The organism is Streptomyces sparsogenes subsp. cuspidosporus (assembly GCF_039532705.1).
GTDB classification, from domain to species: domain Bacteria; phylum Actinomycetota; class Actinomycetes; order Streptomycetales; family Streptomycetaceae; genus Streptomyces; species Streptomyces sparsogenes.
In genome coordinates this window covers 47875-68273 of record NZ_BAAASD010000028.1, presented here as the reverse complement: position 1 = coordinate 68273, position 20399 = coordinate 47875, and the positions used below count along the sequence as shown (strand labels likewise).

At 73.7% G+C, this 20399-nt stretch carries 17 protein-coding genes; 5 read left to right on the top strand and 12 right to left on the bottom strand.

Features of this window, described 5'->3' with window-relative positions; genetic code table 11:
• Positions 1–3 precede the first annotated feature (3 nt).
• The 4 genes from ABFY07_RS27695 to ABFY07_RS27680 all read right to left on the bottom strand — a co-directional run bounded on the left by ABFY07_RS27695 (position 4) and on the right by ABFY07_RS27680 (position 3752).
• The gene (locus ABFY07_RS27695; RefSeq protein WP_346177087.1) at positions 4–843 is read right to left on the bottom strand and encodes an ABC transporter ATP-binding protein; all 840 of its coding nucleotides are present in this window, start codon (positions 841–843) and stop codon (positions 4–6) included.
• Entirely contained in the window at positions 840–1910 is a 1071-nt protein-coding gene (locus tag ABFY07_RS27690) for a FecCD family ABC transporter permease (protein WP_346177086.1), read from the bottom strand. Before ABFY07_RS27690 ends, ABFY07_RS27695 begins: the two co-directional genes overlap by 4 nt.
• A 352-nt stretch (positions 1911–2262) precedes the next feature.
• Entirely contained in the window at positions 2263–3267 is a 1005-nt protein-coding gene (locus ABFY07_RS27685) for a FecCD family ABC transporter permease (RefSeq protein ID WP_346177085.1), read from the bottom strand.
• Between the two features lie 83 nt (positions 3268–3350).
• The gene (locus tag ABFY07_RS27680; protein ID WP_346177084.1) at positions 3351–3752 is read right to left on the bottom strand and encodes an NTP pyrophosphohydrolase; all 402 of its coding nucleotides are present in this window, start codon (positions 3750–3752) and stop codon (positions 3351–3353) included.
• 104 nt (positions 3753–3856) lie between these two features.
• Here ABFY07_RS27680 and ABFY07_RS27675 point away from each other — a divergent pair, with 104 nt between their 5' ends.
• Positions 3857–4900 carry a PLL family lectin gene (locus tag ABFY07_RS27675; protein WP_346177083.1) on the top strand — a complete coding sequence of 348 codons (1044 nt, stop codon included), beginning with the start codon at positions 3857–3859 and terminating at the stop codon, positions 4898–4900.
• A gap of 40 nt (positions 4901–4940) precedes the next feature.
• Here the strand turns inward: ABFY07_RS27675 and ABFY07_RS27670 are convergent, their stop codons facing one another.
• The 3 genes from ABFY07_RS27670 to ABFY07_RS27660 are packed head-to-tail and all read right to left on the bottom strand — an operon-like array spanning position 4941 to position 7816.
• On the bottom strand, positions 4941–7025 hold the full coding sequence (locus ABFY07_RS27670; RefSeq protein WP_346177082.1) for an esterase/lipase family protein: 2085 nt from the start codon (positions 7023–7025) through the stop codon (positions 4941–4943).
• Positions 7022–7450, bottom strand: coding sequence for a hypothetical protein (locus ABFY07_RS27665; protein WP_346177081.1), 429 nt, complete (start codon positions 7448–7450; stop codon positions 7022–7024). Before ABFY07_RS27665 ends, ABFY07_RS27670 begins: the two co-directional genes overlap by 4 nt.
• On the bottom strand, positions 7451–7816 hold the full coding sequence (locus ABFY07_RS27660) for a hypothetical protein (protein WP_346177080.1): 366 nt from the start codon (positions 7814–7816) through the stop codon (positions 7451–7453). It lies immediately after the preceding gene.
• 431 nt (positions 7817–8247) lie between these two features.
• Here ABFY07_RS27660 and ABFY07_RS27655 point away from each other — a divergent pair, with 431 nt between their 5' ends.
• Complete coding sequence (locus ABFY07_RS27655) at positions 8248–9285, top strand: serine/threonine-protein kinase (RefSeq protein WP_346177079.1); 1038 nt, start codon at positions 8248–8250, stop codon at positions 9283–9285.
• Between the two features lie 58 nt (positions 9286–9343).
• Here the strand turns inward: ABFY07_RS27655 and ABFY07_RS27650 are convergent, their stop codons facing one another.
• The 5 genes from ABFY07_RS27650 to ABFY07_RS27630 all read right to left on the bottom strand — a co-directional run bounded on the left by ABFY07_RS27650 (position 9344) and on the right by ABFY07_RS27630 (position 16066).
• A complete protein-coding gene (locus ABFY07_RS27650) occupies positions 9344–11473 on the bottom strand; it encodes a 3-hydroxyacyl-CoA dehydrogenase NAD-binding domain-containing protein (protein ID WP_346177078.1) in 2130 nt (709 codons plus the stop codon).
• A gap of 5 nt (positions 11474–11478) precedes the next feature.
• Positions 11479–12696, bottom strand: a complete 1218-nt coding sequence (locus ABFY07_RS27645; RefSeq protein WP_346177077.1) for a thiolase family protein — start codon at positions 12694–12696, stop codon at positions 11479–11481.
• Positions 12697–13001: 305 nt separating this feature from the next.
• Positions 13002–14276, bottom strand: coding sequence for an HRDC domain-containing protein (locus ABFY07_RS27640; RefSeq protein WP_346177076.1), 1275 nt, complete (start codon positions 14274–14276; stop codon positions 13002–13004).
• A gap of 135 nt (positions 14277–14411) precedes the next feature.
• A complete protein-coding gene (locus ABFY07_RS27635; RefSeq protein ID WP_346177075.1) occupies positions 14412–15071 on the bottom strand; it encodes a LuxR C-terminal-related transcriptional regulator in 660 nt (219 codons plus the stop codon).
• Positions 15072–15316: 245 nt separating this feature from the next.
• Positions 15317–16066 carry a DUF3000 domain-containing protein gene (locus ABFY07_RS27630; protein WP_346177074.1) on the bottom strand — a complete coding sequence of 250 codons (750 nt, stop codon included), beginning with the start codon at positions 16064–16066 and terminating at the stop codon, positions 15317–15319.
• A gap of 91 nt (positions 16067–16157) precedes the next feature.
• On the opposite strand from ABFY07_RS27630, the gene hemE reads away from it, so the two are divergent.
• From hemE to hemG, 3 genes are read left to right on the top strand one after another with little or no spacing between them, the layout of a single operon-like run.
• Positions 16158–17243: a uroporphyrinogen decarboxylase gene (hemE, locus tag ABFY07_RS27625; RefSeq protein ID WP_346177073.1), complete on the top strand. Its 1086-nt coding sequence runs from the start codon at positions 16158–16160 to the stop codon at positions 17241–17243.
• 59 nt (positions 17244–17302) lie between these two features.
• Entirely contained in the window at positions 17303–18880 is a 1578-nt protein-coding gene (locus ABFY07_RS27620) for a hypothetical protein (RefSeq protein WP_346177072.1), read from the top strand.
• A 52-nt stretch (positions 18881–18932) separates the two neighbouring features.
• A complete protein-coding gene (gene hemG, locus ABFY07_RS27615) occupies positions 18933–20399 on the top strand; it encodes a protoporphyrinogen oxidase (protein ID WP_346177071.1) in 1467 nt (488 codons plus the stop codon).

The window sequence follows — 20399 nt, the reverse complement described above, 5'->3', positions numbered from 1 at the left end:
GGCTTACCTTATGTGGCCTGTGGCTGCTGCGGTAGCAGCGCCCCCGTCCCCCGACCGCCGCGGGGCGCCCGGCACCACGAGCGGATCGCCGGTCACCGGATCCGGTACGACGACCGAGGCCAGCCCGAACACCTCCCGCACCAGCTCGGCCGTCACGATGTCACCCGGCGCGCCCTGCGCCACGATCCGGCCGCCCCGCATGGCGATCAGATGGTCGGCGTAGCGCGCCGCCTGGTTCAGGTCGTGCAGGACCGCGACCACGGTGCGGCCGCGGTCGTGGTTGAGCTGCCGCACCAGGTCCAGCACCTCCACCTGGTGGGCGATGTCGAGATAGGTCGTCGGCTCGTCGAGCAGCAGCAGGTCGGTGTCCTGGGCCAGCGCCATGGCGATCCACACCCGCTGCCGCTGGCCGCCGGAGAGCTCGTCGACGGGGCGGTCCGCGAGGTCGGCGGTCCCGGTGCGCTCCATCGCCTCGCCGACGGCCCGTTCGTCCGCCTCCGACCACTGCTGCCACCACTTCTGGTGCGGCTGCCGCCCGCGCGAGACCAGGTCCGCCACCGTGATCCCCTCCGGCGGCACCGGCGTCTGCGGCAGCAGCCCGATCGCCTGGGCGATCCGCTTGGTGGGCAGCCGGGACAGCTCGGTGCCGTCCAGCAGCACGGCCCCGCGCCGCGGCCGCAGCAGCCGGCCGAGCGCCCGCAACAGGGTGGACTTGCCGCACGCGTTGGGGCCGACGATCACCGTGACCTTCCCGTGCGGGATCTCCAGGTCGAGGTCGTCGACGACCGTGCGGTCCTCGTACGCGAGGGTGAGCCCCCGCGCGGTCAGGCGGTTGTCGGTCACGCGGTGCCTCCGGAACGGCTACGGGTGCGGATGAGCAGCCACATCAGATACGGGGCGCCCACCAGGGCGGTGAACACGCCGACCGGCAGCTCGATCGGCGAGAACAGCCTGCGGGCCAGCAGGTCCGCGACGACCACCACGAGCGCCCCGGTCAGGGCCGAGCACACCAGCGGAGGCTGCTCGGTGCGGGCGAGCCGACGGGCGATCTGCGGCGCCAGCAGCGCCACGAAGTCCACCGGGCCGGCGGCGCCCGTGGCGACGGACGCGAGCACCACCCCGATCGCGCTCAGCCCCAGCCGGACCCGGTCCAGCCGGATGCCGAGCGCGGTGGCCGTGTCGTCGTCGAGCGACACCCCGCGCCGCGCCCGCGCCGCCCACAGCAGCGGCACCACGGGCAGCAGCAGCGCCATGGCGAGCGGCGCGGCCTGCTCGTAACCGCGGCCGTTGAGCGACCCGGTGAGCCAGACCTTGGCCTGCTGGGCCACCAGATAGTCGCCCTTGGTCAGGAACAGCCGGGACAGCGAGCCCAGGGCCACCGAGATGCCGATGCCGATGAGCACGAAGCGGGAGGCGCTGAGCCCCTTGCGCCAGGCGAACACGTACACCAGCGCGGCGGCGGCCAGACCGCCGCCGACCGACACATACGGCAGGGCGGTGTACGAGGTGACGCCGAAGGTCATGGCGGCGACCGTGGCGGCGCCCGCGCCGTGCGTCACCCCGATGACGTCGGGGCTGGCGAGGGGGTTGCGGGCCACGGTCTGGATCAGCGCGCCGGCCACCCCGAAGGCCGCGCCCACCAGCAGGCCGGTCACCAGGCGCGGCAGCCGCAGGGTGCCCACCACCAGTTCGTCGGGGCTGGGCCGCCCCAGCAGTACGCGGACGACCTCCGTCGGCGCGACGAACGACTCGCCGACGCACAGCGACGCCACGACGGCCACGGCCAGCACGGCGGCGAGGGCGCCGGCCGCCGCGGCGGCCCGCCGGTGCACCAGGAAGCTGCCCCGCCCGGCCCTGACCACGCTGTATCCGGCGGCGCGCACGGCCGGCCGAGCGTGTGACGTACTCACACCCCTTCCCCCCGCTCAGTCTTGGCGCGCTCCTGCGCGCGGGCTTCCCTCGTCACTGCTCGCTCCTTCGTCGCTGCGCGGCTCCTCAGTCCAGCCCGCGCAGCGCGCCAAGACACGCGCCCCTTTTCCCGCTCAGTCTTGGCGCGCTCCTGCGCGCGGGCTTCCCTCGTCACTGCTCGCTCCTTCGTCGCTGCGCGGCTCCTCAGTCCAGCCCGCGCAGCGCGCCAAGACACGCGCCCCTTTTCCCGCTCAGTCTTGGCGCGCTCCTGCGCGCGGGCTTCCCTCGTCACTGCTCGCTCCTTCGTCGCTGCGCGGCTCCTCAGTCCAGCCCGCGCAGCGCGCCAAGACACGCTCACGTGGCCGGCACCGCCTTCCTGCGGACCAGGGCGATCAGGAACGGCACGCCCGCCAGGGCGGTCATCACGGACACCGGCACCTCCGAGGGCGGGAAGACGACGCGGCCGATGACGTCCGAGAGGAGGAGCATCACCGGGCCGAGCAGCGCGGCCATGGGCAGCAGCCAGCGGTGGGCGGTGCCGACGAGGGCGCGCGCGATGTGCGGCACCGCCAGGCCGGTGAAGGCGATGGGCCCGGCGGCCGCGACCGCGACGCCGGTCAGCACGGTCGCGCCCGCCGTGCCGGCCAGCCGCAGCAGCGCGACGTTGCGGCCGAGCCCCCGGGCGACGTCGTCGCCGAGGGCGAGCGCGTCCAGACCCCGGGCCATGGCCAGCACCAGCAGCAGCCCGAGGGCCAGGAACGGCCAGGTCTGGCCGACGATCGTGGCGTCCCGCCCGCTCAGCGAGCCCACGTCCCAGAAGCGGAACTCGTCCAGCGCCCGGGCGTTGGTGGTGACGATCGCCGAGACCACCGAGGCGATGAACGCGTTCATCGCGGCCCCGGCCAGGGCCAGTTTGACCGGGGAGGCGCCCCCGCGCCCGCCGCTGGCCACCGCGTAGACGCACACCGCCGCGGCCGCCGCGCCCGCGAACGCGAACCACACGTAACCGGTCAGCGTGTGCACCCCGAAGAAGGCGATCGCGCACACCACGCCCAGCGAGGCCCCCTGGCTGATGCCCAGGATCCCGGGCTCGGCGATCGGGTTGCGGGTGATGCCCTGGAGGACGGTGCCGGCCACGGCGAGGGCGGCCCCCACCATGACGCCGATGACGGTCCGCGGCACCCGCAGCGACCGTACGACCTGGGCGTTGTCGCTCGTACCGCCGTGCAGCAGGGCGTCGTAGACCTCGGCGAGGGAGATCTGGCGGCTGCCGATCGCCAGGCTCGCCGCCACGGCGGCCAGGAGCAGCAGCGCCGCCGCGGATATCCAGCCGACGCGACGGCGCGCGACTCCCGACATTCGCCCTACTCTCTTCCGTACTCCCGGCCCAGGCCCGCGCTTAGCGAAGGCTTGCCTAAGGGTACGTGGCGCCGGCGGGCCGCTCAGTCGGCGGGGCGGACCGCGCGCGGGCCCGTGACCTCCGCCCCGAGCGCCCGCACCCGCTCCCTCAGCTCGCGGTCGGCGGTCACCACCAGGCAGGGCCGCCCCGGTTCGCGGGCCGCCACCACCTCCACCAGCCGGTCGTCGCCGCTGCCGGCCGCCCGCTCCACCCGCACGCCCGGCACGGGCGAGACCTCCCGCGCGGCGCCCTCCACCACGAGCACGAGGTCCACGGGCGGTCGCCCGGCCCACTCCGGGACCCCGGGGCGCCGCGGCAGCCCGCGCCCGGCGAGGGCGGCGAGCCGGTCCCGCAGCCGCTCGACCGCGCCGTGCCGGTCCCGCCACCAGCCGTCGGGCACCGAACCGATGACATTCGCCGCGTCCACGACGACCAGGCCTTCCATAGGGCAGGCAAAATACTATGGGTGGCGTCGCGTCAGTAGGGGGCGCGCCAGCCCCGTGGAGGCACACCCCAGGGGATCGACGTCAGGGAAGGTTGCAGCGGGCCATGGCGTTGCGGTTGCTCCGCGGCAAGGACGGAAGGCTCACGGCCTACGCACCGGTGGCGGGCGGCGTCGCCCGCTGGACCGAGGAGCGGCCCGGGGGCCCGCGGTGGACCGGGCCGCGGCTGCTGGAGGTGGCGGGCCTGACCGCGCTGACGGTGACCCAGGGCGCGGACGGTTACGTCCACTTGGTGGGGCTGCGGCACCGCCAGGGCGGCGGCGACGGCCCGGACGTGGACGTCGTGCACGCCACCCAGTTCCAGACGGGCAGGCCCCTCACGGCCTGGCACTCGCTCGGAACCCCGCACCCCAAGGACCGCCGCAAGGCCCAGCGGACCGGGGCGCCGGCCGCGGCCGTGGACTCCTCCGGGGCCGTGCACGTCTTCGTGCGCAACGCCGGGCGCGGGGTGAGCGCGCGGCGCCAGGACGCCAAGGGCAAGTGGGGCGGATGGACCGACCTCAAGGGCACCGACGTGCTCGACGGGCTGTCCGCCACCGCGGCCGCCGACGGCCGCATAGAACTGCTCGCGCCCGCGGCGCGCGGCGCCCTGCGCTGGCACCAGCCCGAGCCCGGCGCCGCGTACCAACGCGCCGACGACATCCCGGCACGCCCCGAGGCGGGCTCCGCCGCCGGGGTCGCCACCGGCGCCGGCACCGTCACCCACTACTGGCGCGACGCGGTGGGGCTCGAGGTGCTGGCCTGGCGACCCGGCGCGGGCGAACCGGCCCCCCTGGGCGGGGAGACGGGCACGGGCCCGGTCGCGGTGGTCCGTACGACCGTGGACGGCCACGACTGCACGGTGCTGGCCCACCGCGACGCCAAGAGCGGGCGGCTGGCCGTCGCGGCGCACCCCACGGAGCACGAGACGGCGGGCGTGTGGTGGACCCCGTCGGGCGAGCCGGGCACCAGCCGCCCGGCACTGGCCCTGGACGGCCTGGGCCTGGTCGTCCTCGCCGCCCTCGCCCCCGACGACGGCCTGCTGGTGGCCCGCCAGAAGACGGACGAGCCGGGGCTGGCCCTGCGGGCGTGGGGGCGGGTGGGGGAGTAGGGCGGCCTGCCGCCCGTAGCGGGCCCACCCGCCCGGCTCGTCAGGACGCCGGCTGCCAGGCGAAGGCGTGCACCCCGCGCGCCACTTCGACTTCCGCGTTCGCGGCGTTCTGCGCGACCAGCGTCCCCGTGTGGTACCCGCCCGACACCTCGACCGCCGGGGTGCCGACCACCGTCGCCGTCTTCCCCGAGGCATGGACGTCGCGCGCCAGAACGGGCCGCTTCTCCCGCGTCTGGACCCACCGGACGTTCGAGGCGCGGTAGACGCGCGTCTCGCCCCAGCGGGGAATCCGCTGACCGTCCGGCGCGTACTGGTCGTCACCGTCGCAGCCGGGCTCCGACCGGAAGGCCGCGTACGCCTGGCCGTCGCGGTCGAACCAGGCCGCGACCATCCAGAGGTTGCCGTCCCGGGAGGGCAGATCAGGCCGGTCCACGCGTCCGCTGCGCTGGTCGACGATCGCCACGTTGGAGTACTCCTCGCAGGCGCTGAGGTGCTGGTACCAGGGCACGGCGAGCCTGTCCCGCCGTGGACTCGCGGCAGCCACCTCGGGTCCGAGCCCGCTGCCGTAGAACGACTGGACGCGCCGGGCCCTGCCCTCGCGTGAGACGTGGTAGAACGAGCCCACTCCGGGGAAGTTGCCGACGGAGTCGAAATAGGAGACGGTCAACTCACCGTGGGGTGCGGCGCCGAGGAGTTGGAGGCGGCCGCAGTACGTCGGGCCGAAGCACTCCTCCGGCGAGGGCAGGCCCGTCACCGGCAGCGCCCTGCGCGCGCCGCCCAGGGGCGGGTAGCTCCACAGCTTCGGCGAATCCGGGTCCGAGGCGCCGTCGGAGACCAGTTGGTTGTCGCGGAAGGCGATCGCCGAGCAGTCGGGGCACTCCCAGCTACGGACGCGGGGGGTGACGAAGGGCTGTCCCCGGGCCCGGCGCACCTGGAAGACCTTCCGGCCCGTGCCGCCGCGCCGCTCGGCCAGCCAGGCGAGGGAGGTGCCGTCGGCCGACCAGGTGAGCTGCCGTACGCGGTATCCGCTGGGGACGGGGGCGATGTTCTTGGTGCTGCCGTTGGTCCACACGTTGACGCTGTCGGCGGTGGCGTAGGCGAGGTCTGGTGTCGCCTGTTTCCGCTGCATGGTCTTCACCCGGTCGATGGCGGCGGACATGATTTTCGGCGCGGTCTTGACGCTGGTGTGATTGCAGTCGTTGAACAGCACCTGCATGAACGTGCGCGCGACGCAGGCGAGGACGTAGGGGGCGCCGGACTTGTTGTGGTATGCGGTGGCCGAAGAGAGAGGCACCACGATATCGCCCAGCGAGAGCGTCCCCGAGGACGGCCCGAGCCCCAGGAGCTCGAGGTTCAGGCGGATGTCTCCCGCCATGGCACGGACGGGCAGCGCCTTGGGCCAGGGCGGCAACTTCCTGATCTGCGGTGAGTCGGCCTTGAGAGCCAGGCCCTGTGGCGAGCGGAGTACGTCGAGAAGCCGGCAAGTGTCGAGCAGCCCGCCTCCGGCGTAGCCGCGGCACAGGGAGAGCTCCTGCTTCATGAGCAGTTCTTCCACGGACCCCTTGGGGAACGGAACGAGGAGGTCCATCCCAGTGGCCACGGGACTACCCCGGAAGGGAGTCCCGATGGTGATCACCTCGGCCACCTTCTGCCATGCCTTGCCGTCGGATGTGCGACTGGGCAGCGAGACGGCGTACTGCGTGGCCAGGCCGCCCATCGAGTGGGCCACCACCATGACCTTGTGGCCGGAGGCGTCGGCGAGGCAGTCGATCGCGGTCCGCAGCGCGGGGCCGATGCGTGGGTCCGTGACCCAGGCCGGCTGGGCCGGCTTGTAGTCGAAGGTCCACGCGGTGACCTGGCGCAGCTTTGCGACCTTCCGGGGGAACCAGCCTTCCGGATCGTCTCCAGGCTCGTCCCAGGTGTCGGCGCCCGCGTTGATGCCGTGGACGAAGAGGACGGGCATCGTGTTCGTGACGGGCTCCTTTTCGGCGATCTGCTGGAGACCGCCGCCGACGCAGCTTCGTGGCTCGGCGGCGGCAGCGGTGGGCGCCGCCCCGAGCAGGGTGAGCAGGAGCATCAGGGCGGCGCAGGGGACGAGGGCCCGGCAGCGGGCGGCGAGGGTCATGGCATGACCTCCGCGAGGATGATCCGCCAGTCCCCGTCGCTCCGGGCGAATCCCAGCAGCACCCGCCGAACGGGCTTCCCCGGTTCTTCCAGGGAGGCTTGGGCGTTGGCGATGCCGTCCTCCTCATGCCAGGTGCCGTCCTTGACGTGAAGCTTCGCGCCCTTGGCGGTCAGTCGCCCCTCGGGCAGGGTTCGCTCCAACTCGGGCGCGAGCGCCACTCGCTGTGCCTTCTCGTCCTCCGCCACCAGGCCCCGCGCGACCCGGGCGGCCTCGGCCGGAACCGGGCCGCCGGGTTCGTATCTCAGCTCTTGCGCCGGTGGTTTCGCCGCTGAGGTACCGCTGCGGTAGGCAAAGACGGCCGCGAGCGACGCGGCGACGATCAGCACGACACCGGCCGTGATCGATAGTTTGCGCATGTCCGCCACTCACCCGATGGGGTTCAGGTCGCCGATCGTCCAGGCGCCCACCTCGGACAGCGGCACCCGCAGGAGTCCGTGTTCGTCGATGGGCACGGTGGGGCCGCCGGTGACGATCCGGGTCCAGGTCAGATGGATGTGGGTGGTCTCGGGCTCGTGCCGCAGCATGTCCTTGGCGAAGTCCTTGGCGAATTCGGTCAGCGCGTCCTTCTCGGACAGCAGGCTCATGTGCTGCCTGAGCCATTCGTCCCGGGGGAGGACGGCCCCGGTGATGATCACGCCGCCGACCATGAGGGTGATGGGAAGCGGGGCTTCGCAGTCCTCCTCGTCGGCGCGGCGGACCAGCTTTTCCAGCAGTGCGTCGTCGTTCCTCATGAAATGCTCCTGGTCTCGCGTGAATTCATTTCTCCGCATGCGAATTTCATGTGAATTCGCTCAGCCGCGACCGTCGCAGGCCTTGCAGTCACCGCTGCCGCGGCAGCTGTCGCACTTCCATACGCCGCGGAAGCCGGAACCGCCGCAGGTGGTGCACTTCCCGTCGCCCTTGCAGCGTCGGCACATGGTGGTGGTCCTTCCGGTCCGGGGGTGGTCGGCGGTGCGGACCGCGCCGCCGGAAACCACCGTGCACCGGTTCGGAGGGGGAGTCCCGCGGTGCTACGGGGTGGCTCGTTGCAGTGCCAAGTGCACCGCTGTGACCTGCGGATTCTGGTGTCGCACTGCAACGGGGACCGCCTCGGTCGGGCTCCGGCTTGGCCCTCGATGAAGCGCTGTTCTATCGTGAAGGGCATTCACCACGGGGGGTGTTCATGGAGGAACCGACCGGGCTCTTCAAGGACTTGGCGCACGCCTTGGTCCAGGCCCTCGACGCCTGGGCGGCCACCGTCGGCCAGGTCACCGACACCGCACGGCGCCCCACCCGGGCCGGCCTGGTCGCGGAACTGGAAAGAGAGCGCCTGGAATTCGAGCGGGCCGGCCGGAGTCGCAAGAAAATCGATCTGCCGCTTCTGTCGTACTGGCTCAAGGGCCGCGATCAATTGCTGCCCGGCAGCAAGAAGAACCGGCTGCCCGGCCAGGAGGACTGTGCGGCCATCGCGCGGGCGCTGCGGCACAAGGCGCCGGACAGCGCGAGGGAACTGCCGCAGATCGGCGCGGAGATCGCGGATCTGGCGCGCCGCCTGAAAGAGGTGGCCGGCCCCGGGTGGCGGGACGCGGTCCTCGCCTCTCTCGCGCCCGCGACCGTCGCCGCGGCGCACCCCGTTCCGGAGGCGCCGGCCCTGCCCACGACGCCCGGAGAACCGCCGAAGCCGGTGCGGAGATGGCGGAGGTGGCAGTTCGCCGTGGCGACCGCGCTCGCCGTGGGGCTGATCACCGGCACCATGGCGCTGCGCAGCGGCGCCTCGGAAGGGGCCGGGGCACCGGCCGGGGACAGCGCGTCGGCGGCGGATCTGAAGGGCGATCACCGCTGCGGCCGGGTACGGGCGGTGGGCGCCGTGTCATGGAAGCCCTGCACGAGCCTCTCCGAGGACTCCCTGTCCTTCGTCGTACAGCTCGACAACTCCTCGTCGCGGGCGGTCACCGTGAAGGTCAGGATCGGCTACGTCCGGGCCGGGGCCGCCCACGACTGCCCCGCGCCCTGGGGCACCGCCCAGGAGGTCACCATCCCCGCCGGCGCGACCGTGACCAGCCCCCTCGGCGGCTGCGCCGCCCCCCGCGTCCCCGCCCAGGCGTTCCAGGCCGAGGCCTTCGTAGTGGAGCAGAACGCCTCCGCATGGGGCTACCGGGAGTACTCGCCCACGGTGCACATCCAGGCCGACGGCCGCCCCGTCTGGGCGGGCCGGGTCTGAACGCGCGAGCGCCGGACGGGCGAGGGGCCCGTCCGGCGCTCGGGGCACAACGCGCGTGCTACGCCGGGACGCTCGCCACGCCCGGGGCCAGGAAGCGGTGGCCGAGCACCCGCTCCGAGACGCCCTCGCGGTCCAGGTACGGGGTGATGCCGCCCAGGTGGAAGGGCCAGCCCGCGCCGGTGATCAGGCACAGGTCGATGTCCTGCGCCTCGGCGACGACGCCCTCGTCCAGCATGAGGCCGATCTCCTGCGCGACCGCCTCCAGGACGCGCAGCCGCACCTGCTCCTCCGTCAGGACCGTGTCGCCCTGCTCCAGCAGTGCGGCGACCTCCGGGTCCAGCTCCGGCTTGCCGGAGTCATGGACGTAGAAGCCGCGCTTGCCCGCCTCGACCACGCGCTTCAGGTTCTCCGAGACCGTGAAGCGGTCCGGGAACGCCTGGTGCAGGGTCTCCGAGACGTGCAGGCCGATGGCCGGGCCGACCAGCTCCAGCAGCACCAGCGGGGACATCGGCAGGCCGAGCGGCTCGACGGCGCGCTCGGCGACCTCGACCGGGGTGCCCTCGTCGATGACGTTCTGGATCTCGCCCAGGAAGCGGGTCAGGATCCGGTTGACGACGAAAGCGGGGGCGTCCTTGACCAGGACGGCCGTCTTCTTCAGCTTCTTGGCCACGCCGAAGGCGGTGGCCAGCGAGGCGTCGTCGGTCTTGTCACCGCGGACGATCTCCAGCAGCGGCAGGACGGCGACCGGGTTGAAGAAGTGGAAGCCGACGACCCGCTCGGGGTGCCGCAGCTTGGAGGCCATCTCGCTGACGGACAGCGAGGAGGTGTTGGTGGCGAGGATGGCGTGCTCCGGCACGACCGCCTCGACCTCGGCGAACACCTGCTGCTTGACGCCCATTTCCTCGAAGACGGCCTCGATGACGAAGTCGGCGTCCGAGAAGGCGGCGGCCTTGTCGAGCGAGCCGGTCACCGCGGCCTTGAGGCGGTTGGCCTTGTCCTGGTTGACCCGGCCCTTGAGCAGCAGCTTGTCGATCTCGGCGTGGACATAGCCGACGCCCTTGTCGATCCGCTCCTGGTCGATGTCGGTCAGCACGACCGGCACCTCCAGGCGGCGCGCGAACAGCAGCGCGAGCTGCGAGGCCATCAGGCCCGCGCCGACCACGCCCACCTTGGTGACCGGGCGGGCCAGGGACTTGTCCGGGGCGCCGGCCGGGCGCTTGCCGCGCTTCTGGACCAGGTTGAAGGCGTAGATGCCGCTGCGCAGCTCGCCGCTCATGATCAGGTCGGCGAGGGCCGCGTCTTCCGCCTCGAAGCCCTGGCGCAGATCGCCGTTCTTGGCGGCCGCGATGATGTCCAGCGCCCGGTACGCGGCCGGGGCCGCCCCGTGCACCTTGCCGTCGGCGATGGCGCGGCCGCGCTCGACGGCCGCGTCCCAGGCCTCGCCGCGGTCCACCTCCGGGCGTACCACCTGGATCTCGCCGCGCAGCACCGACGCGGTCCAGATCAGCGACTGCTCCAGGAAGTCCGCGCCCTCGAAGATCGCGTCGGCGATCCCGAGCTCATAGACCTGCTTGCCCTTGAGCTGGCGGTTCTGGTTGAGCGAGTTCTCGATGATCACCGTGACGGCACGGTCCGCGCCGATCAGGTTGGGCAGCAGGGTGCAGCCGCCCCAGCCGGGGACCAGGCCCAGGAACACCTCGGGCAGCGAGAAGGCGGGCAGCGCGGCCGAGACGGTGCGGTAGGCGCAGTGCAGACCGACCTCGACGCCGCCGCCCATCGCCGCGCCGTTGTAGTACGCGAAGGTGGGCACGGCCAGGGTCGAGAGGCGCTTGAAGACGTCATGGCCGCCCCTGCCGATGGCCAGCGCGTCCTCATGGCGCTTCAGCAGCTCGACGCCCTTGAGGTCGGCGCCGACGGCGAAGATGAACGGCTTGCCGGTCACGCCGATGCCGACGATCTCGCCCTCGGCCGCCTCCTTCTCGACCTGGTCGAGCGCGGCGTTCAGGTTCGCCAGCGACGCCGGGCCGAAGGTGGTGGGCTTGGTGTGGTCCAGGCCGTTGTCGAGCGTGATGAGCGCGAAGCGGCCCGCGCCCTGCGGCAGGTCCAGGTGGCGGACGTGGGCCTGCGTCACGACCTCGTCCGGGAACAGCTCGGCCGCTCCCCTGAGAAGCTCTGCGGTAGTGGTCATGCCGCTCACTTGTTCCCCTCGAAGTGCGGGTTCTCCCAGATCACGGTGCCGCCCATGCCGAAGCCGATGCACATGGTGGTGATGCCGTAGCGGACCTCGGGCTGCTCCTCGAACTGCCGGGCCAGCTGCGTCATCAGCCGCACCCCGGAGGAGGCGAGCGGGTGGCCGAACGCGATCGCGCCGCCGTACTGGTTGACGCGCGGATCGTCGTCGTCGATGCCGTAGTGGTCGAGGAAGGCCAGGACCTGCACGGCGAAGGCCTCGTTGATCTCGAAGAGGCCGATGTCCCCGATCGTCAGCCCCGCCTTGGCGAGGGCCTTGTCGGTCGCGGGGATCGGGCCGTAGCCCATGACCTCCGGCTCGACGCCCGCGAAGGCGTAGCTGACCAGCCGCATCCTCACTGGCAGGCCCAGCTCCCTGGCCACGTCCTCGGCGGCGACCAGCGAGGCGGTCGCGCCGTCGTTGAGCCCCGCCGAGTTGCCCGCGGTGACCCGGCCGTGCGGGCGGAACGGGGTCTTCAGGGTGGCCAGGCCCTCCAGCGTGGTGCCGGGGCGCATCGGCTCGTCGGCGGTCGCCAGGCCCCAGCCCAGCTCGCCGCCTTCAGGGCTGGTGCGTCGCACCGAGATCGGCACCAGGTCCTGCTGGATCTTGCCGTTGGCGTAGGCCTTGGCGGCCTTCTCCTGGCTGCGCACCGCGTACTCGTCGGCGCGCTGCTTGCTGATGTGCGGCAGCCGGTCGTGCAGGTTCTCCGCCGTCATGCCCATGAACAGAGCCGACTCGTCGACCAGCTTCTCCGAGACGAACCGCGGGTTCGGGTCGACGCCCTCGCCCATCGGGTGGCGGCCCATGTGCTCCACGCCGCCCGCGACGACCACGTCGTACGCGCCGAAGGCGATGGAGCCCGCGGTCGTCGTCACGGCGGTCATCGCGCCGGCGCACATCCGGTCGATCGCGTAGCCGGGCACCGACTGCGGCAGCCCGGCCAGGATGCCGGCGGTGCGGCCGATGGTCAGGCCCTGGTCGCCGATCTGCGTGGTCGCGGCCACGGCCACCTCGTCGATGCGCTCCGGGGGCAGGTCCGGGTTGCGGCGCAGCAGCTCCCGGATGCACTTGACGACCAGGTCGTCGGCGCGGGTCTCGTGGTAGATGCCCTTCGGACCCGCCTTGCCGAACGGGGTCCGGACGCCGTCGACGAAGACGACGTCCCTAGCGGTACGAGGCACGTTGGCTCTCCTCCAGGTGCGCGGGATGGCACTGCTGCGGGCACGCCCAGCGGGCGTGCCTCCACGACCTCATGCTACTTATGAGTAACCACGGTGCCCAGTCCCCGCTCCGGGAGGGTTGAACGTCACACCCCTCTTTTAGGGCTCGGCTCGCCTCCGGCGCGCCTCAGCCCCTGTCGACGGTCGACCGTGCTCGCCCCCTCGTACCTCGGGGCCTCCGCGCGCTCTCCCTTTCGCCAGCGGCGCGCCCCTTCGGCTCACTCGCCGGGGAATTCCGCCGCCGCGGTCGGTCCACGCACGTCACGTCAGGCGTTCGCCCCCAGGGCCGTCATGAGGATCGGGGTGGTCAGCTCGATCTGCCAGGGGCGGGCGCCGTAGCCGTGGAGGACGGCCGCGACGGAGTCGGCGGTCACCTCGGACGGGGGCTCCCAGCACAGCCGCCGGACCGTGTCGGGGGCGAGTAGGTTCTCCTGGGGCAGATTCAGCCGCTCGGCCAGCGCGGTCACCGCCGCGCGGGCCGCCGAGAGGCGGGCCGCGGCGGCCGGGTCCTTGTCGGCCCAGGCGCGCGGGGGCGGCGGGCCGGCCACCGGCTGGCCCGGCTGGGGGAGCTCCGACTCCGGCAGGGCCCGCGCCCGGTCCACCGCGGCCTGCCACTGCTCCAGCTGACGGCGGCCCATGCGGTGGCCGAAGCCGTTCAGGGCGGCCAGCGCGCGCGTGTTCGCCGGCAGGGCCAGGGCGGCCTCGATGATGGCCGCGTCGCCCAGCACCTTGCCCGGCGAGACGTCACGGCGCTGCGCGATCCGGTCCCGGGCCGTCCACAGCTCGCGCACCACGGCCATCTGCCGACGCCGCCGGACCTTGTGCATCCCCGACGTGCGCCGCCAGGGGTCCTTGCGGGGCGGGGCGGGCGGGGCCTCGGCGATGGCGGCGAACTCCTGGCGCGCCCACTCCAGCTTGCCCTGCCGCTCCAGCTCCTCCTCCAGCGCGTCGCGCAGGTCGACCAGCAGCTCGACGTCGAGCGCGGCGTAGTGCAGCCACGGCTCGGGCAGCGGGCGGGTGGACCAGTCGACGGCGGAGTGGCCCTTCTCCAGGGCGTATCCGAGGATGTTCTCGACCATGGCGCCGAGGCCCACCCGGGCGAAACCGGCCAGCCGGCCGGCCAGTTCGGTGTCGAAGAGGCGGCCGGGGAGCATGCCTATGTCCCGCAGGCAGGGCAGGTCCTGGGTGGCGGCGTGCAGCACCCATTCGGCGTCGGCGATGGCGTCGCCCAGGCCGGACAGGTCGGGGCAGCCGACGGGGTCGATGAGGGCGGTCCCCGCGCCGGCGCGGCGCAGCTGGACGAGGTAGGCCCGCTGCCCGTAGCGGTAGCCGGAGGCGCGCTCGGCGTCCACGGCGACCGGGCCGTGGCCCTCCGCGAAGGCGGCGATGACGTCGGCCAGGGCGTCCGGGTCGGCGGTGACGGGCGGGATGCCCTCGCGCGGCTCCAGCAAGGGGACCGGCGCCGAGGGGAGGTCGTCCGGGGGAGCGCCCCCGGTGGTTCGCAGTGTCGTCTCTGCTGCGGTCTCTTGGGCGTCGGTCACCTGTCAAGGGTAGCTGTGAGTGCCGGGTACGCAGGGCGCCCGCCGACGGAACGTTCCGTCGGCGGGCGCCGGGCGGTGGGTGGACGGTGGGTGACGTGGGTGGAAGCGGGTGGGTGTACGGGGGGTGTACTCGGCTCAGTGGATGATCCCGGTGCGCAGCGCGACCGCGACCATGCCGGCCCGGTCGCCGGTGCCCAGCTTGCGGGCGATCCGGGCGAGGTGGCTCTTGACGGTGAGCGCGGACAGGCCCATCGAGACGCCGATGGCCTTGTTGGACTGGCCCTCCGCAACCAGCCGCAGCACCTCGACCTCGCGTCCTGACAGCTCGCGGTAGCCGCCCGGGTGTCCGGGGGCGCCCGGCGGGCGGCGGTGCATCCGGGCGGCGGCGCCGATGGGGGCGGCGCCGGGACGGCCCGGGATGCCCAGGTTGGTGCGGGTGCCGGTGACGACGTAGCCCTTGACGCCGCCGGCCAGGGCGTTGCGGACGGCGCCGATGTCGTCGGCGGCGGAGAGTGCCAGGCCGTTGGGCCAGCCGGCGGCGCGGGTCTCGGACAGCAGCGTGAGGCCGGAGCCGTCGGGGAGGTGGACATCGGCGACGCAGATGTCGCGGGGGTTGGCGATACGGGGACGGGCCTCCGCGATGGACGACGCCTCGATGACGTCGCGCACCCCGAGGGCCCAGAGGTGACGGGTGACGGTGGAACGGACACGGGGGTCGGCGACGACGACCATGGCCGTCGGCTTGTTCGGGCGGTAGGCGACCAGGCTGGAAGGTTGCTCGAGAAGAACAGACACCAGGCCTCCTGGGGGGAAGTGGTGGGACGGGTCACCACGTCCTTCGGCACCGATACGGCCCGGCTTTAGGGAATGATCACGATTTGGTGAGTAACAATTCGGGCAATTAGGACGACTGATCGATCAAGCCTGATCAGAGCGGGCAACCCAAACCCGCCTTCTTGCGCTCCCCGGGCCCGCTGCGAGAGGCGGCGGGAGGCGGGGCAGAGGCGGCGAGAGACGAGGGAGGGCCGGGAGGGCGGCGGCTAGCGCGGCTGCGGACCGCGCCGCTGCGGCAGCGACACGACCCCCGCCTCCGCCGCCCCGGCCGGCGGCAGCCCCGCGATCTGGCACAGCAGATCGCACCAGGCGGCCAGGTGCGCGGCGGTGTCGGGCACCCCGGCCGCCTCGGCGGCCGGCCCGGCGCCCCGCTCCGGCCGCAGGCGCTCCACCCGGCCCGGCTCCGCGCCCGGCGGCTCCTCCGGCGTCCAGGACGCCCGGATCTCGATCCGGGTCGACGGCTCGCGCTCCCCGATCCCGCCGAAGTAGTGCGAGCTCGCCCGCGTCACCGTGCCGCTGGGCTGCCGATAGGGCACCCCGCGCGCCTCCAGCGCGCCGGTCAGCCACGACCAGCACACCTCGGGCAGCAGCGGATCGGCCGCCATCTCCGGCTCCAGATCCGCGTGCACCAGGGTCACCAGACGGAACGTACCCCGCCAGGACTCGTGCCCGGCCGGGTCGTGCAGCAGGATCAGCCGCCCCTCGGCCAGCTCCTCGTCCTCGTCCTCGGCCGTGTCCGCCGCGACCACCGCCTCGAGCGCGTACGAGAACGGCGCCAGCCGCCGCGGCGGCGGGGTCGGGGAGAGCTCCACCTCCGGCCGCGGCCGTACGGCGCACAGCCCGGCGACCGCGTGCCGGAAGGCGGGCGGGGTGCCGTCCCCGTCCGCCGTGTCCGCCCCGTCCGGCCCCTCAGCGCCGTCAGCACCGTTCGAGAGGTGTCCTTGAACCGCTGCCATGCCCGGAAGACTAGGCGCATCGGGGGCCGGAGCCGGGGAGGAACACCCGGGTTGGCGGGTCACTCGTTCGGACCGTGCGAAGATTTGGGACATGAGCGCCAACGAGCGGCCCTCGGGCCAGCAGCAGACCGGCCGCACCGCGGCGAGTGCCACAGCCGACTCGGCCTTCCTGCGCGCCTGTCGGCGTGAGCCGGTTTCGCACACTCCGGTGTGGTTCATGCGCCAGGCCGGCCGCTCGCTGCCGGAGTACCGCAAGGTCCGCGAGGGCATCGCGATGCTCGACTCGTGCACGCGGCCCGACCTGGTCACCGAGATCACGCTGCAGCCGGTTCGCCGCCACCATGTGGACGCCGCCATCTACTACAGCGACATCGTGGTGCCCCTCAAGGCCATCGGGCTCGACCTCGACATCAAGCCCGGCGTCGGCCCGGTCATCGAGGCCCCCATCCGCACCCGTGCCGACCTGGACCGGCTGCGCCCGCTCGACCCCGACGATGTGAAGTACGTCACCGAGGCGGTCGGGATGCTCGTCGGGGAGCTCGGCGCCACCCCGCTGATCGGCTTCGCCGGCGCCCCCTTCACCCTCGCCAGCTACCTCGTCGAGGGCGGCCCCTCGCGCAACCACGAGCGCACCAAGGCGCTCATGTACGGCGACCCCGAGCTGTGGGCCGACCTGCTCGACCGCCTCGCCGACATCACCGCCGCCTTCCTCAAGGTCCAGATCGAGGCCGGCGCCTCCGCCGTCCAGCTCTTCGACTCCTGGGTCGGCGCCCTGGCCCCCGCCGACTACCGCGCGCAGGTGATGCCCGCCTCCGCCAAGGTCTTCGAGGCCGTCGCCGGTTACGGCGTGCCGCGCATCCACTTCGGCGTCGGCACCGGCGAGCTGCTCGGGCTGCTGGGCGAGGCCGGCGCGGACGTCGTGGGCGTGGACTGGCGGGTGCCGCTGGACGAGGCCGCCCGCCGGGTCGGCCCCGGCAAGACGCTTCAGGGCAACCTCGACCCGGCCGTGCTCTTCGCCCCGCGCCAGGCCGTCGAGGCCAAGGCCCGCGAGGTGCTGGACGCGGCCCGGGGCCTGGAGGGCCACATCTTCAACCTCGGCCACGGCGTGCTGCCCACCACCGACCCCGACGCCCTGACCCGCCTCGTGGAGTACGTCCACACCCACACCGCCCGCTGAACCGGCCCCGCCCCTGAGGGGCCGGAACCCGCACGGGGTCCCTCGCCGTCTGGGAGTCCATGAGGGACTTCCGTGCCATCACCGCCGACCGCGTCCGGGAACTCGCCGGCCAGTGGGCCGCCGTCCGCGAAGGCCGTTCCAAGGACGAGGCCGACCGGCTCGTCCGCGACTGCGCCGAGCGGCTGGCCGCCGAGCCCGCGGGCGAGCTGGCCTACCTGTGGACGCTCGGCCTGCTGATGACGGCCGAACACACCGGCTGGCTCACCGGGGAGGGCGTCGAGGGCGCCGCCCTGGTGGCCCTCGACGCCGCCGACAGCGCCCTGCGGGAGCGCCCCTGCGCACACCCGCTCCACCCGTACGAGGACGACCTGGACGAGCGCCACGACCAGCTGGCCCGCCTGCTGCCGCTGCTGCGCAACGGCAGGAGCGAGGCCGAGGACGAACAGTGGCGCGACCCGGCCACCAAGGACCAGTGGCTGTGCCCGCGCAACATCGCCGGGTACGCCCGCGTGGCCATCGACATCATCGACCCCGGCGCGGTGGGCGACATCCCGCCCCGGCTGCCCCTCATCGACGCGCGCAAGGCCCAGCAGCTGCGGTCCATCCTCTGGGACCACCCCCACGTCGACCCCGCGTACGAGCTCTCCGACCACGCCGCCGCCCTGCTCGCCGAGCCCGACGGCGACAGCCGCGCCGGGCTCGTCGTCATCCTGCACGCCTGCCGCTGGTACGCCGTGAGCGGCCGCATCCGCGGCAAGTGGGTGCTGGACGAGATGATCGAGGCCCTCGAGAACGCCCTGCCCGGGCTCGACGGCGAACCCTGCGCCCACGGCCCCGGCGAGCACCCCGGGACCGGCGAGGACCCGGCGGCGCTGGCCACCGTGGGCGTCCACCTGCTCAGCCCCGGCGGACGGGGCGTGTACGAGCGGCGCGGCGGCGTCGAGGGGTGGCACACCCCCCTGGAGGCATGGCTGTGCCCGGCCTTCCTCGCCGGCCTCGCCCGCGAGGCCCTGGACCACCTGCGGGCCGGGCGCGACAAGCTATTCGGCACCCGCGACACCACCCACCTCGACACGGAGTACCTGCTCCCCGACGGCCGGATCGACATCGACACCCTCACCACCACCTACCGGCAGCCCTGGGTCACCGAACACGAGGAGCTGGTGCAGAACGCCGCCCTGTGGGCCGCCCGCCGGTACGCGGCGGGCGCCGGTGACGCGCGCGAGCGGGCCGTCCTGCTGCTGCTCGCCTGCTGGGCGGTGGACGGAATGGTCATCGACATACCGGGATCCGTGCGCGGCGTCCTCCAGGAGATCCTGGAGAGCGTCGATCCCGCCCCGCTGGACGCGCCGTGCCCGCACCCCGGCGAACACCCGTGGCAGGGCCTGGAGCGCATCGCCAACCGCGGCTACGCGGTGGTGGGGAGCCCCGACGACCTGATCGGCGCGCATCTGAACCACTTCTGCGCGCCCGACGACTTCCCCGCGCCCGAGGAGCCGTTCGCCCCCGACGCCTGGGGCTGCCCAAGGCACCTGGCCGGGCGGGCGCGGGCCGCCCTGGACGTGCTGCGCGAGGTCAAGCGGGACGACGACGGCGACGGCGGTGACGGCGGCGACGGGGGCGAGGGGCCCTGGTGAGGGGCCACCCGGCCCATGCGGGCGGGGAGGGGGCGTCTGAGAGAGTGGGGGCATGAGCGCAGCGAACGGCCCGACGGGCCATGTCGTGGTCGTCGGCGGCGGAATCTCCGGGCTCGCGGCAGCCCACCGCCTGCTGGCCGGCGGGGCGCGGGTGACCGTGCTCGAGGCCTCCGCCCGGGTCGGCGGCAAGCTGTACGCGGGCGAGCTGGCGGGCGTCCCCGTGGACCTCGGCGCCGAGTCGATGCTCGCCCGCCGCCCCGAGGCCGTGGACCTGGCGCGCGCGGTCGGGCTCGGCGACCGGCTGCGACCGCCCGCGACCGCCACCGCCTCGCTGTGGACCCGCGGCGGGCTGCGGCCGATGCCCAAGGGCCATGTCATGGGCGTGCCCGGCGACCTGGCGCCGCTGGCCGCCTCCGGGGTGATCTCGGAGGAAGGGCTCGCGCGGATCGCCGAGGAGGCCCGGCTGCCGCGGGCGGAACTCACCGAGGACGTCGCCCTCGGCGGGTTCGTCGCCGAGCGGCTGGGCCGGGAGGTCGTGGACCGGCTGGTCGAGCCGCTGCTGGGCGGCGTGTACGCGGGCGATGTGTACCGCACGTCGATGCGCGCCGCGGTCCCCACCCTCTTCGACGCCACCCGCGCCCACGGCTCGCTGACCGAGGGCGCGCGGGCGCTCGCCGCGCGGTCCGCGGCGGCGCAGGCCGGCCCGGTGTTCACCGGCATCGACGGGGGGATCGGGCGGCTCCCGCTCGCCGTCGCCGACGCGGTGCGCGCCGCGGGCGGCGAGATCCGCACCGGTGAGCCCGTACGCCTGCTGCGCCCGGCCGCCACCCCCGGCGGCTCCCGTGAGGACGGCGCGGCCCGCTGGACGGTCGTCACCGAGCGCGGCGAGGCGCTGGAGGCCGACGCCGTCGTGCTCGCCGCCCCGGCCCCGGTCGCGGCCCGCCTGCTCGCCGCCGACTCCCCGGCCGCCTCCGCCGAGCTGGCCGGCGTCGCCTACGCGTCCATGGCGCTGATCACCATGGCCTTCCGCCGCGCGGACGCGGCCGGGCTCCCCCAGGGCAGCGGTTTCCTGGTGCCGCCCGTCGACGGCCACACCATCAAGGCCGCCACCTTCTCCAGCCGCAAATGGGGCTGGCTGGGGGAGGCCGATCCCGAACTCTTCGTGCTGCGTACCTCGATCGGGCGGTTTGAGGACGAGGCCGATCTGAGCCGTGACGACGACGATCTGGTAAGGATCTCGCTCGCCGACCTCGGCCGGGCGACCGGCCTGGCCGCGCGCCCCGTCGCCACCCGCGTCGACCGCTGGCAGGGCGGGCTGCCCCAGTACCCCGTCGGCCACCTCGACCGCGTGACCCGCATCCGCGCGGAGGTCGCCAAGCTGCCCGGCCTGCGGGTGTGCGGGGCGGTGTACGACGGTGTCGGCATCCCCGCGTGCGTCGCGAGCGCCCGCGCCGCCGCCGACGAGCTGCTGGAATCGATGGCCGCCACCCTGGCGCGGGGCGCCGGGCGCGGAGAGTGA

What these genes read in the sequence shown, in the direction of transcription:
- ABFY07_RS27685 (WP_346177085.1), bottom strand. Translation starts at nt 3,267, where the DNA reads ATGTCGGGAGTCGCGCGCCGTCGCGTCGGCTGGATATCCGCGGCGGCG.
- ABFY07_RS27680 (WP_346177084.1), bottom strand. Translation starts at nt 3,752, where the DNA reads ATGGAAGGCCTGGTCGTCGTGGACGCGGCGAATGTCATCGGTTCGGTG.
- ABFY07_RS27675 (WP_346177083.1), top strand. Translation starts at nt 3,857, where the DNA reads ATGGCGTTGCGGTTGCTCCGCGGCAAGGACGGAAGGCTCACGGCCTAC.
- ABFY07_RS27670 (WP_346177082.1), bottom strand. Translation starts at nt 7,025, where the DNA reads ATGACCCTCGCCGCCCGCTGCCGGGCCCTCGTCCCCTGCGCCGCCCTG.
- ABFY07_RS27660 (WP_346177080.1), bottom strand. Translation starts at nt 7,816, where the DNA reads ATGAGGAACGACGACGCACTGCTGGAAAAGCTGGTCCGCCGCGCCGAC.
- ABFY07_RS27655 (WP_346177079.1), top strand. Translation starts at nt 8,248, where the DNA reads ATGGAGGAACCGACCGGGCTCTTCAAGGACTTGGCGCACGCCTTGGTC.
- ABFY07_RS27650 (WP_346177078.1), bottom strand. Translation starts at nt 11,473, where the DNA reads ATGACCACTACCGCAGAGCTTCTCAGGGGAGCGGCCGAGCTGTTCCCG.
- ABFY07_RS27630 (WP_346177074.1), bottom strand. Translation starts at nt 16,066, where the DNA reads ATGGCAGCGGTTCAAGGACACCTCTCGAACGGTGCTGACGGCGCTGAG.
- hemE (WP_346177073.1), top strand. Translation starts at nt 16,158, where the DNA reads ATGAGCGCCAACGAGCGGCCCTCGGGCCAGCAGCAGACCGGCCGCACC.
- ABFY07_RS27620 (WP_346177072.1), top strand. Translation starts at nt 17,303, where the DNA reads ATGAGGGACTTCCGTGCCATCACCGCCGACCGCGTCCGGGAACTCGCC.
- hemG (WP_346177071.1), top strand. Translation starts at nt 18,933, where the DNA reads ATGAGCGCAGCGAACGGCCCGACGGGCCATGTCGTGGTCGTCGGCGGC.